Origin of the sequence: Acinetobacter sp. AC1-2 (genome assembly GCF_016124155.1) — a bacterium.
Classification (GTDB): domain Bacteria; phylum Pseudomonadota; class Gammaproteobacteria; order Pseudomonadales; family Moraxellaceae; genus Acinetobacter; species Acinetobacter calcoaceticus.
In genome coordinates this window covers 2,041,982-2,054,406 of sequence record NZ_JABFFO010000001.1, presented here as the reverse complement: position 1 = coordinate 2,054,406, position 12,425 = coordinate 2,041,982, and the positions used below count along the sequence as shown (strand labels likewise).

At 38.8% G+C, this 12,425-nt stretch carries 12 protein-coding genes; 6 read left to right on the top strand and 6 right to left on the bottom strand.

Annotated elements, in window-relative coordinates; all coding sequences use genetic code 11:
* Positions 1-207 precede the first annotated feature (207 nt).
* A complete protein-coding gene (locus HL290_RS09545; protein WP_003653067.1) occupies positions 208-822 on the top strand; it encodes a carbonic anhydrase in 615 nt (204 codons plus the stop codon).
* A gap of 32 nt (positions 823-854) precedes the next feature.
* Here HL290_RS09545 and HL290_RS09540 read toward each other — a convergent pair whose 3' ends face one another.
* Entirely contained in the window at positions 855-1,478 is a 624-nt protein-coding gene (locus HL290_RS09540) for an arylesterase (protein ID WP_198496303.1), read from the bottom strand.
* A 44-nt stretch (positions 1,479-1,522) separates the two neighbouring features.
* Between HL290_RS09540 and HL290_RS09535 the strand changes: the two genes are divergently transcribed.
* Both HL290_RS09535 and HL290_RS09530 read left to right on the top strand, forming a co-directional pair.
* Positions 1,523-2,215 carry an ABC transporter ATP-binding protein gene (locus HL290_RS09535; RefSeq protein WP_045434585.1) on the top strand — a complete coding sequence of 231 codons (693 nt, stop codon included), beginning with the start codon at positions 1,523-1,525 and terminating at the stop codon, positions 2,213-2,215.
* Between the two features lie 3 nt (positions 2,216-2,218).
* Positions 2,219-4,678 carry an ABC transporter permease gene (locus tag HL290_RS09530; protein WP_198496414.1) on the top strand — a complete coding sequence of 820 codons (2,460 nt, stop codon included), beginning with the start codon at positions 2,219-2,221 and terminating at the stop codon, positions 4,676-4,678.
* 1 nt (position 4,679) lies between these two features.
* Here HL290_RS09530 and HL290_RS09525 read toward each other — a convergent pair whose 3' ends face one another.
* Positions 4,680-5,489 carry a rhomboid family intramembrane serine protease gene (locus HL290_RS09525; RefSeq protein WP_198496302.1) on the bottom strand — a complete coding sequence of 270 codons (810 nt, stop codon included), beginning with the start codon at positions 5,487-5,489 and terminating at the stop codon, positions 4,680-4,682.
* 76 nt (positions 5,490-5,565) lie between these two features.
* On the opposite strand from HL290_RS09525, the gene mtgA reads away from it, so the two are divergent.
* Both mtgA and ppk1 read left to right on the top strand, forming a co-directional pair.
* Positions 5,566-6,243 (top strand): monofunctional biosynthetic peptidoglycan transglycosylase, encoded by a 678-nt coding sequence (gene mtgA, locus HL290_RS09520; RefSeq protein WP_198496301.1) that lies wholly within the window; start codon positions 5,566-5,568, stop codon positions 6,241-6,243.
* A 105-nt stretch (positions 6,244-6,348) separates the two neighbouring features.
* Positions 6,349-8,430, top strand: a complete 2,082-nt coding sequence (gene ppk1, locus HL290_RS09515; protein ID WP_004641788.1) for a polyphosphate kinase 1 — start codon at positions 6,349-6,351, stop codon at positions 8,428-8,430.
* 60 nt (positions 8,431-8,490) lie between these two features.
* Here ppk1 and HL290_RS09510 read toward each other — a convergent pair whose 3' ends face one another.
* Positions 8,491-8,619 carry a hypothetical protein gene (locus HL290_RS09510; protein WP_198496300.1) on the bottom strand — a complete coding sequence of 43 codons (129 nt, stop codon included), beginning with the start codon at positions 8,617-8,619 and terminating at the stop codon, positions 8,491-8,493.
* A 57-nt stretch (positions 8,620-8,676) separates the two neighbouring features.
* Between HL290_RS09510 and HL290_RS09505 the strand changes: the two genes are divergently transcribed.
* The gene (locus HL290_RS09505) at positions 8,677-9,267 is read left to right on the top strand and encodes an SPOR domain-containing protein (protein WP_198496413.1); all 591 of its coding nucleotides are present in this window, start codon (positions 8,677-8,679) and stop codon (positions 9,265-9,267) included.
* Positions 9,268-9,307: 40 nt separating this feature from the next.
* On the opposite strand, the gene oxyR is transcribed toward HL290_RS09505, so the two are convergent.
* Genes oxyR through rubB form a run of 3 tightly spaced genes read right to left on the bottom strand, consistent with a single transcriptional unit; the run spans position 9,308 to position 12,402 of the window.
* Positions 9,308-10,216, bottom strand: a complete 909-nt coding sequence (oxyR, locus tag HL290_RS09500) for a LysR family transcriptional regulator OxyR (RefSeq protein ID WP_198496299.1) — start codon at positions 10,214-10,216, stop codon at positions 9,308-9,310.
* Between the two features lie 6 nt (positions 10,217-10,222).
* The gene (estB, locus tag HL290_RS09495; RefSeq protein WP_198496298.1) at positions 10,223-11,167 is read right to left on the bottom strand and encodes an esterase EstB; all 945 of its coding nucleotides are present in this window, start codon (positions 11,165-11,167) and stop codon (positions 10,223-10,225) included.
* A gap of 53 nt (positions 11,168-11,220) precedes the next feature.
* On the bottom strand, positions 11,221-12,402 hold the full coding sequence (rubB, locus tag HL290_RS09490; RefSeq protein WP_198496297.1) for a rubredoxin reductase RubB: 1,182 nt from the start codon (positions 12,400-12,402) through the stop codon (positions 11,221-11,223).
* Positions 12,403-12,425 lie beyond the last annotated feature (23 nt).

The following is a 12,425-nucleotide window of genomic DNA, read 5'->3' as shown; positions in this document are numbered from 1 at the left end:
AAAGGAGGAAAATTATAGTCAATCCATTTGCTAAAGTATGTCTATTTTTTCACTAAACAGCAGTGAATGTGCAGTAAATTCTCCATTTAAATAGAGGAAGTATTTTTAAAATTTTTCATGGGAAAGGATTTAATTTTTTGTCAGTGACATTCAAATTTTGACACATTAAAATGATTTCCAACCTTGAAAAAACAATGGAAATATAAAATGCCTACTGCGCAAGAAGTTTTAGATCGTCTGAAAGCTGGTAATCAACGATTTGTAAATGGAAATACTTCCCTTGCAAAAACCTTATCTCATCATGAACGCGCTGAAATGGCAAAGGATCAAAATCCGTTTGCGATTGTATTAGGTTGCTCAGATTCTCGTGTTCCAGCAGAAATGGTATTTGACCAAGGTCTTGGTGACTTATTCGTAATTCGTGTTGCTGGTAATGTTGTGGCACCGTCACAAGTCGGTAGTGTTGAGTTCGCAGCAGAACGCTATGACTGTCCGGTTGTAGTTGTATTAGGACACAGCCATTGTGGCGCGATTCAAGCGACAATTGATACGTTAATGAACCCTGATCAACCACCATCATCTAACTTAATGTCGATTGTGAACCGTGTTCGTCCATCAGTTGAAATTTTAATGCAAACTGACTTAAAAAATGATTTGAAAAAATTATCATGTCATGCAGTACGTTCAAACGTTTTTGCTTCGGTAAATCAATTACGTCATGGTTCAAGTGTCCTTGAAAGCTTGATCGCAAAAGGTGAGTTGATTGTTGTTGGTGCAGAGTATTCACTAGAAACTGGTGAAGTTACTTTTTTTGATTTCTGATCATAATAAAAATATTTAAAACTAAAAGGTGCCTATAGGGCACCTTTTATATATGGAAAAGCTAAATTAAGTAGTTTTGATTGTGCTTGTGCATTTGGATGAATCAAATCATTTTGCATCAGCTGTTTTTGACCAGCAATGCCATCTAGAAAGAACGGAAGTAATTTCACCTGATATTTCTGGCTTACAACTTTATAATTATTTTCAAAAGCTTTGCTATATGCAGCCCCATAATTTGGCGGAATTTTCATACCAAAAAGAATAACTTTGGCTTTTTGTTTTTGGCTTAATTGAATGAGCTGATCCAGATTTTTTTGAATCATTTGAGGTGGTTGCCCACGCAAGCCATCATTTCCGCCTAATTCAATCACGACTACATTTGGCTTATAGGTCTGCAATAATTTAGGTAATCGTGCCAAAGCTCCGCTTGTTGTTTCTCCACTAACACTTGCATTGACCACTTTGTGTTGTTTGGGATACTGTTGGTCTAAACGTTTTTGCAGTAGTTGTACCCAACCTTGTTTGGGATCAATTCCGTAACCGGCACTAATACTATCTCCTAAAATTAAAATAGTTTTCGCCGATACAAGCATGGGCAGCATACTTAATGAGATGAGCATGATGCTTTTAGAACCAATCAAAAAAGATTTATACATTTGTACTTCGACTCTGATTCTGAATACATAGGACTTTTCACATCATGCCACAACCCATCATTGCTGCCCATCAAGTTACACAAACTATTCAGATCAACCAAAATCAGTTTACGATTTTAAAAGATATCGATTTAGAGATTTTTGAAGGGGAACAGGTAGCAATTACAGGACGTTCCGGCTCAGGTAAATCGACCTTACTGGGAATTTTAGCGACTTTAGATCAACCATCTGAAGGAGAAGTGTGGTTATGTGGTCAGGCAGTACATGAGTTAACAGAAGAACAACGCGCTCAAATTAGAATGCAGCATATTGGTTTCGTATTTCAGTCTTTTCAGCTTTTGCCTCAGTTGAGCGCACTTGAAAATGTGATGTTACCTTTACGGTTACGTAAAGATTTCGATTATAAAACCGCAGAGAAAAAAGCGTTAGATTGGTTGCATCGAGTGGGGCTTGGTCGTCAGGTAGAGCAAACTCCTAAAGTCTTGTCTGGAGGGGAACAGCAACGTGTAGCGATTGCGCGCGCACTTATTGCAGAGCCACAAATTATTTTTGCAGATGAACCTACTGGAAACCTAGATGGTCAAACAGCTCAAGAAATTGAAAATCTACTTTTTGATTTAAATCGAGAGTTAGGTACAACCCTTATTTTGGTTACACACGACCGTAACTTAGCAAGCCTTTGTCAGCGCCATGTTGAGTTAGATGATGGCCGATTAAAGACAGTACAGGGTGGTTAAATGATGCGTAATCTTCTCAAACCACTTTTACTTCAAAGTTTCCGCACGGGTGGTCTATATCTACTCATTATTGCTCTTTCACTTGCGATTAGTGCCACAACCGCTCTGAAGTTTAGCAATGACCAAGTTAAAAATGCTGTCAGTTTACAAGCCTCGCAAATGTTGGGTGCTGATTTAGTTCTGTCGAATAACGAACCGATAGAACAGTCATGGAAAAAAAGAGCAGAGCAGCTTGGTTTCAAGCAAACCAATGTCACTATGTTTAGTTCTATGGCCCATACACAAGATCAGTTTGTCATGGTCAACGTGAAAGCGATAGAGCCTTTATTTCCACTAAGAGGCCAGCTTGAAATTGAACCAACTACGCAAGGAATTAGGTCTGGTGAGGTGTGGTTAAGCCAAAGGGCGGCAGATTTATTAAAAGTAAAACTGGGTGATGCTGTTTCTATTGCGGATGGTACATTTCGTTTTAGTGGTGTGATTGTACGTGATTCAAATCAAGAGTTAGGTTTCTCAGGCTTTTCTCCCACGGTTATTATCCATCAATCTGATATTGCTAAAACTCATGCAATTCAGACAGGCAGTAGAATTGACTATCGTTTATTAATGGCGGGTAAACCAGAACAGGTACAGACTTTTGCTAAGCAGTTTAAACAACAACATCAAACCATTAAAGATCTAGATGAAACAGCGGGTTTACGGTTACGCGATGCAAGTGAGTCGAATAGCAGATTATTACGTCCACTTGAAAACCTTGATACCTTTTTGCAATTGGCTAATATTTTAACGATTTTATTGTGTGGTATTGCCATCGCTTTAACGAGCCAACGATATGTCCAACAAAACCAAGATCACATTGCGCTCATCCGGTGTTTAGGGGGAAGTAAATTCCAAATTTTATTGGCATATATTGGATTACTTTGTGTTGTTAGTGCGATTTCGATTGTTATAGGAAGCTTATTGGGGCTGATATTGGGCTATGGCCTGCTTCAACTCATGTTGCAATTGATTCCTCAATTGGAATTAAATTTTTCGGTAATACCACTTTTACTTGGGCCTTTGCCAATCGCCATTTTTACGAGCGTGATTGTTTTGCTTGGATTTATTTTGCCAAGCATTTGGGAGCTTTTAAATACGCCCCCAATTCGTGTTATTCGTGAACAAGCAAAATCTCGAAAATCATTATTTTTTATGTTTTTTGCCGGCATTAGTAGCCTGATCGTTTTTAGTTTGGTGTTGAGTGAAAACTTGATGCTCAGCATTATGGTTTTGGCTGCGATTATCGTTCTTTGTATTTTGCTTTACACCGCTGTCTGGTTATTGCTTCGTAGCCTAAAAAAGATGAAAAATCGTTTGTCTTTTTATATTCGTTCTCCTTCCCAAAGTGCATTACAGATTACTGCTCTAGCTTTAGGATTAAGCCTTATTACAGTGTTAAGTGTATTAAGAGCTGATTTATTAGAACGTTGGCAGCAACAACTCCCAGAAGGAACACCTAATCAGTTTGTTTATGGTTTGCCTCCATTTGATTTAAAAGCTTTTGAACAACAGTTGAAACAAAATGGTTGGCAAAGCACGCCGTTATATCCAAATATCCGTGGCCGATTGCTAGCGAAGAATGATGTACCTTTTTCAGAAGAGGCTATAAAACAAAATAGCTCTTTACGTCGTGAGTTAAATTTAACTCAGTCTAATCAATTACCGAATGACAATGCCATTACAAAGGGTCAAGCTCAGTTTAGTGGTGTAGGGCAAGTTTCTGTTGAAAACAAAACGGCTGAAAGCCTTGGTATTCAAATTGGAGATAAGCTTACCTTTAGCTTGCCGGAAGGCAATTTACAGGCCAAAGTTGTTAATTTTCGAAGTGTAGAATGGGAAAGCTTTAGCCCTAACTTTTTCTTTATTTTTTCACCGAAAACTTTAGATGAAAATGCTGGAAGTTATTTAGGCAGTTTTTATGTGCCTAAGCAAGACCAACCCAAAATGATCAATATCATTCAGCAATTTTCGAATACGGTATTTATTGACGTCGATCGAATTTTAGATGAAGTAAAGCGTTTAATGAATGTTTTAGTGAAAATTGTGACCGTGCTGGCGGCTTTGGTGGGTTTCTCTGGGGTTTTAGTACTGATTGCATGCTTAAACTTATTAATGGATGAGCGACGCCGTGAAGTTGCTTTGTTACGCTCATTTGGATTGTCTAAAAATAAAATGAAACAGATGCTCAGTCTTGAAGTTGGATTTTTAGGATTATTAGCAGGCATAGTTGCCTGCTGTTTTGCAGAAGTGATTAGTGCTATTGCAAGCTATAAAATGAATATGGCAATACAGTGGCATGTTGAAATATGGATGATTTTACCAATTGGCATGATGCTGGTTTGTGCCCTGATAGGCCGTTATCGACTAGGCTATCTTTGCAACTTACCACCTTTACAAAGCTTAAGAGAACTAAACCAGCTGTAGCTTAAGGAATAATGTCAGGATTCTGGATGATGATTTCATGCCATAAAGGAAGTAAAGGTGAGTTGAGTTGTACACAGTACATATAAAAACCACTTGTAATTACAACTGCTCCTAATAAGCCTAGAAGTTTGAGCGTATTTTTAAATTTTCTGACATAACTTAAGTACCACATCAGCGCAAGAAATGCCCCAATAATCATGCCGCCAATATGTGCGGCATTATTAATTCCCGTTGCGACAAAACCAAAAATAAGGTTGATTGCCATAATCATTAATAATGCTTTTTTATCGAGTATGTAGGCTTGATGAGGTAGCGGTGGAAATAAAGAAAGCACTGTTAACGCAGCACCTAATCCCATCACAGCACCCGAAGCGCCTGCACTGACATGCGGAAGCAAGCTCTGGTCAAAATGTTGCAGCAATTCATGTCCATTTTGAATCGTCATATAACTACTTAAAAGGCTACCAAATAAGCCAGCGAGTAAGTACATCCCGATAAAATAGAAGCGACCAAATAGTGACTCAGCAACATTACCGAAAATATACAAGGCCCACATGTTAAGCATGAGATGAACTAAACCAAAATGAAAGAACATGCTGGTAAATAAACGTTCGGGCTGTCCAGAAAAAGTAAGTGGTGTAAAATCAGCTCCCCAATGAATGGCATCTTTCATGGCTGGGTCACTAATATCGACACCAGATACAATTTGCCAGACAAACAAACCTACATTGATTGTGATGAGTAGGGCAGTCAGCCACCAATTTTGTACATTGAGTTTACGATTAATGTGCGGAGGCTGATATTGAGTCATGCTATGCTTTTGTTATATATGAACATGCTTTACAGCTTAACATGAAAAAAGTTGAATACAGGAGATCAGGACGAACATGAAAGCTTTTATTGTTCGCATGTTGTTAATTTTTATTGGGGCGATTCTCCTTATTCAACTTTGGATTTTTTCGAGTTTGGTCTGGTGGCGGACACATGAAGTGGACACCACCATGTTCATGCGAATAGATTATTGGTCTGATACATCAGAGCCAATCATCCATAAGTGGCTTGATTATGATGATATTAGCGACAATTTCAAACATGCGATTTTAGCGGGTGAAGATGCAAAATTTATCCATCATCATGGTTTTGACTGGCAGGGTATTCGTTTTGCCCTTGAGCGAAATAATGAAGAGGGTGAAGTTGTTGCTGGCGGTTCTACAGTCTCTCAGCAATTGGCAAAAAATCTGTTTTTATACAATAAGCGTTCGTTTATTCGTAAAGGTCAAGAAACAGTCGCGACTTGGATGATGGAGCGCATGTGGTCAAAGCGCCGAATTCTTGAGGTGTATATGAACTCGGTTGAATTCGGCAAAAATCTGTATGGTATTGAAGCAGCCGCTCAGCATTATTATGGTAAAAGTGCTAAAAGCCTAACGCGTGAACAAGCTGCTTTCTTAGCCGCATTATTGCCTGATCCGAAATATTATCAAGATCACCGCAACGATCATAAACTACAATATAGAAAACGCGTTATTTTACGTTATATGAATAGCACCCAGATTCCTGAATAATGCTGTTTTAAAGATGTGTTAATTTTTTAGTTTTTACCAAATTGTCATATTTTTGCAGCATACTGGTTTATAGAGATTTTGGCTGGATAGAGAATTGAGTTAGACATGAATACAGCGATTACACCAACAACGACCCCAATAGAATATAGTTATAATGACCGTTATATCAATCGTGAATTGTCTATTCTTGACTTCCATTTGCGTGTATTGGAACAAGCGGTAGACCCTTTACATCCCTTACTTGAGCGAATGAATTTCTTACTCATTTTTTCACGTAATCTCGATGAGTTCTTTGAAATTCGTGTTGCCGGAGTGATGGAGCAATTTTCTCTAGGTAATGAGAGTCGTAGCCCAGATGGTCTTACGCCAAGACAGGTCTTACAAAAAATCTCTGAAACTGCTCATGCTGCGATTGAGCGTCAATATCGTATTTTAAATGAGCAAATCTTACCTAAGCTACGTGAAGAAGATATTTGCTTCTTACGTCGTGGTGAATTAACTCCAGCCCAGTCTGCTTGGGTAAAAAAATATTTTCAGGAACAAGTTGCACCTGTATTAACACCAATTAGCTTAGATCCAGCACATCCATTTCCTCGCCTTGTGAATAAAAGCCTGAACTTCATTATCACTCTTGAAGGTAAAGATGCTTTTGGTCGTCAAATTGATTTGGCTGTTGTACCTGCACCACGTTCATTGCCTCGCGTTGTACGACTACCAGATGAATTAACGGGTGGTAAAGAACATCATGTGATGTTATCGGCAATTATTCATGAGCATGTATCTGATTTATTCCCAGGAATGACAGCAACAGGATGTTACCAATTCCGCGTTACACGTAATGCAGACTTGGCATTAAATGAAGATGTTGAAGACTTAGCTAAAGCATTAAAAGGTGAATTAAGTTCACGCCGTTTTGGTCGTGCCGTTCGCTTGGAAGTAACCCATAATTGCCCACAGCATATTTATGAGTACTTACTTGAAGAGTTCGATTTAACCGATGAGCAATTATATAAAGTTGATGGTCCGGTAAATTTAGCTCGTCTGGTTTCAAATTTTAAACGTCCTCATTTGCGTTATGACTCGCATACGCCAGTTGTGCCTAAAGTGTTTAAAAAGACCGAGAGTATTTTCTCGGCAATGCAAAAACAGGATATTTTACTGCATCATCCGTTTGAATCTTTTGCGCCAGTTATTCAATTGCTACGCGAATCTGCACGTGATCCGCAAGTATTAGCAATCAAACAGACGCTATATCGTAGTGGTGCTGATTCTGAAATTGTGCAAATTTTAGCTGAAGCGGCTCGTAATGGAAAAGAGGTTATTGCAGTCATTGAGTTACGTGCTCGCTTTGATGAAGAATCCAACATTGAAGTAGCGAACGTTTTACAAGAGGCTGGAGCAGTCGTTGTTTATGGCATAGTTGGTTATAAAACCCACGCCAAAATGATCATGGTGGTACGCCGTGAAAATAATAAACTGGTGCGTTACGTTCATTTAGGAACAGGTAACTACCATGCGATGAATGCTCGAATTTATACAGATTATGGACTCATGACCACAGATAAAGATCTGTGTGAAGACGTACACCGTATATTCCAAGAATTGACTGGTATGGGCAAAATGGCGAAATTGAAAAAGCTATTACATGCACCATTTACCTTACATGCTCAGCTTATTAACTTTATTGATGAAGAAATTGCCAATGCTAAAGCAGGCCGTAAAGCCCAAATCATTGTTAAAGTAAATGCGTTAACCGAAGTTCAGTTAATCAATAAATTGTACGAAGCTTCTCAGGCGGGTGTTCAGATTGACCTGATTATCCGTTCGATTTGTTGTTTACGTCCGGGTTTGCCTAACTTATCAGAGAATATTCGAGTGCGTTCAATTGTAGGACGTTTCCTTGAGCATACTCGCGTTTATTACTTTAGTAATAATGGTGATGCACGTATTTACTGTTCAAGTGCAGACTGGATGGACCGTAATTTATTTAATCGTGTTGAAGCGTGTTTCCCTGTTGAAGACCCTGCGTTGAAAAAACGTATTTATCAACAAGGTTTGGTGAACTACTTACAAGATAATCAACAGGCATGGCTGTTACAAGGTGACGGTACTTGGATTCGTGCTGAGCCAGCAGAGGGTGAAAAATTGCATAATGCTCAAAGGGCATTATTGGAAATCATTAAATAATGAACTCTCAAGATTAAATAAAAGCCGACATTTTGTCGGCTTTTTTTAATTAACTGAAATTCAAAGTAATTTAGTTAGTTTTTCTAAATGGTTGCTGGATAAACAACAATAATTTGAAGCACTGCAATATGTTTTTAAAATATGTGATTTTTTACATAAAACATTGAATTTTAAAAATATACAAATCACAAAAAATCTACTTTAATACGGCGCATTAAATATACTTAACTTTGGTAAATGAATAAGATGCAATGCTTTATTAGAAGTTTACTTATTAAAATACTTTTGGGGATAATACCAGTGACCGCCTATGCAGATCAGAAGTGTTATGGGGATATCATCGTATTTCAAAGATTTGATGATCAAGCGATGTATCCTTATTTTGTAAATCCTTCTAATGATAAAGCGAAAAAAAGTGGGGAAAAAAATAAAACAATAGTCATCCAAAAAAGAAAACCAAAACAAGATGAGTTATTAGCCCCAAAGAAAATTGAAGATGTTCACACAAAGAAAGTAGAAGAAAAGAAAAATTTTGACAATAAAAAGCAACTTGATGCAGCGATCGCTAAAGAAATTTTGGAAAATGGTGAAAAGAAATGGATGGTACAAGTTGCATTGGCAGCTAATCAAAATAAGGCAAGTACAGTTCAGTCACGGTTAGAAGCGAAAGGGTACAAGGTTGTAACCAGTGCAACCACTAAAGGAATACGAGTTATGGTAGACCCTGCAAATGACTATGCTATAGCACAAATTATTAGAGAGAAAATTATTGCTGATAATAGTTTGAATATGCCATCTGCTTGGGTGTTTAAGTGGGCATCTTTAACACCACAGTAAAATAAAAAGGAGTCCGAAGACTCCTTTTTTTATACATGTTTTATGCGTGTAAGTTGGTTGTAATTTTCTGCATAATTTGCAGTAATACATCGAACTCACTTTGTAATGGTGTACTTTTACGAGTTACTAGCGCTAAAGTGCGGCTCGGTGCATCTTCAATTGGTTTTGCAGTAATCTGATCATTAAACTTGATCATACTATTTTCAATTGCAATTTCTGGTAAAAGCGTAAAGCCTAAATCAGAAGAAACCATTTCCACTAACGTTGGTAAAGAGCTTGCTTTTAAACGGTTGTCGTTTTTACGCTCACCGATAGGGCACGCACTCAAAACGTGGTCACGTAAACAGTGGCCTTCCTCAAGCAAGATTAGTCTTGATAAATCAAGATCATCTAGAGAGTTTGCTTGAAGAGCATTCGTATCTTGTTTACTACATACAAGGTACAAATTTTCTTTCGAAATTTCAGCGATTTTTAGACCTCTGGTGTCGAACGGTAAAGCAAGAACGATCATGTCTAGATTACCGTGTTCTAGACGCTCTACAATTTTTTCACTTTGTGCTTCATGCAAATGTAGCTGAATTTTAGGTAGCTGCTGATGCACTTCATTAAGTAAGCGTGTCAGGATAAAAGGTGCAATGGTTGGAATAACACCCAAATGCAAATCACCCGTTAACGGCTCACTCATTTCACGGCTCAAACGCATTAAATCTTGAGCATCTGCTAGTAGTACACGGGCACGAGCAACGACTTGTTCACCTAAAGGTGTTAAACGCACATTCTGACGATCACGTTCTACCAGAACGCCACCTAATAACCGTTCAAGCTCCATGATGCCGCCTGATAACGTCGATTGAGTGACAAAAGAGCGGCGTGCTGCTTCAGTAAAATGCAAAGTTTCCGACAACGTAACTAAATATGATAGCTGTCTTAGTGAGGGTAATGCAGCCATAGTGTCCTAGTCTGATGATTTAAAATGATGCGCAAATAAACCGCTAAGCTGTGGAATAAAATGTGCAGGGATATCATGCCCCATTCCATCAATTAATTCAAACTTAGCACCGGAAATTGCTTTTGCTACAGCCTTACCGTGGCTAGGGGGGAGTAAGCGATCGCGAGAGCCATGTAAGACTAAAGCTGGTTGCTTAATTTCACGGTCCAGTTGTAGTAAGGAGCCTGTACATAATATTGCTAAAAACTGCTGAAGTACACCAGCAGGATAGTAGCTACGTTGATAAAGCTTACGCGCAGTTTGTATTGCTTCAATCTGGTTGATATAACCAGGTGAACCAATCAATTGAAATAGTTTTAAACTATGATTAACAATCCCTTCTTCGTCACGTGACTCGGGCTTGCCAATTAAACTCAAAAGTTGTTTCGGAAAAGGTGGTGGTAAAAAAGGCTGGTTATTGCTTGTAAACATGAGCCCTAATTTCTCAACCTTTTCTGGATATTTTGCTGCAAGAATTTGAGCAATCATCCCACCCATTGATGCACCAATCACATGCGCTTTGTTCACGCCTAAACGATCAATGAGCATAGATACATCGTCTGCCATATCATGCAGAGTATAAGGTGCACCCTGATTAGTTAGCCCCAGTGCAAAGCGGCCCATCAATTTGACGGTATTTAATCGGTTACCCTCGTGACGTACTTTTGAAGAAAGGCCAATATCACGGTTATCAAAACGAATAACACGAAATCCTTGATCAATCAGCGATTTACAGAAGAAATCTGGCCAAAAAAGCATTTGAGCACCAAGGCCCATAATCAGCAAAATGGTTGGATGTTCTGGTTTTCCACCTACTTCTACATGTAATTCAATTCCATTGCCTAAGTTGACTTTGGTTTCTTGCATGAAAGATGTGTAAGGTGAAATGTTAAACTGTAAGGCGCTATTCATGTTATTCATTCCTTAAAGGAATACTCTCTAAGTGAGTATTCCTGATACAAACCTTATGCTTGGGCTGGAATAAGATCTGGGACAAGCTTTGTCAAAGTTAAGCGTTGTTTACCTGCGGTTGCACCTAACAATACAAAACCACGCAATGTTCCTTCATTGTCAATTGCTTTGGCAAGCATACCATCGTCGAACTCTTCTGTTTCCCAGTTCACTTCTACATCAACCGGAGCTGGTAAAACTGTAAGTGGAGCAGCTGGCGTTTTTACTGCAACTGGCATAGCAGGGTAGTGCACAGCAGTTTGTTGCCCACTGAGTGTTTTTGCGAGAGCACGAGCCTGTTGCATAATCGGCATTACATATGGAAGTAAAGTACCATTTACCTCTGCGCAATCCCCAATTGCATAAATGTCTGCTTGATTTGTTTCCAGTAAACTATTGGTAATAATTCCACGGCTCGTTTGAATATCTGCACTTTGAGCAACTGAAATATTTGGCTGTAGGCCAATCGCAGAAAGAACAAGGTCTGCAACCAGTGTTTGTCCGTTTGCGAGTGTTATCGCATAATCTTCGCCATTATTAATTTTGCTAACTTTTTCAACGGTTGTTCCGAGTGCAAATTTCACTCCAGCTTCCTCAAGGTTTTGCTGGAAAGCAGAAGCAATATGTGATGGAAGTAAACGACCTAATGGTTGCGGTGCTAAATCAATGACAGTGATGTCATATTCACTATGAAGTAAGTCGTTGGCAAATTCGCAACCAATTAAACCTGCACCCAAAATAACAACACGTTTGTCTTTACGCTGAGCTAGATTTTCACGGAAAGCGCGGTAATCAATGAGTGAGTTCACAACATGAATGTCATCGCTACCATCACCTGCAATTGCAAGGCGAATTGGGTTAGCACCCACGGCTAAAATCAATTTTGAATAGGGTTGCTGAGAAGTTACACCATCTTTTTCAAGAACAAGCTCATGGCGTTCAGCTAAAATTTCTTTCACAAAGGTAAAAGGCTCAATACGCATATTGAGTTGAGTACCCATTTTTGTCGCATCGCCTAAAGGAATTTGTTCAGGTGCTTTTTTACCTGCAAATGCATTTGATAATGTTGGCTTTGCATAGTTCACTGCATCATCCGCACAAATCATCACAAGTTCTTGCTCTGGGCTAAGCTTACGGAACTCACGTGCTAAGGTATAACCCGCCATGCCTGATCCGATAATGACGATAGGATGCATTTTTTTCTCCAGAGTTAGAATTA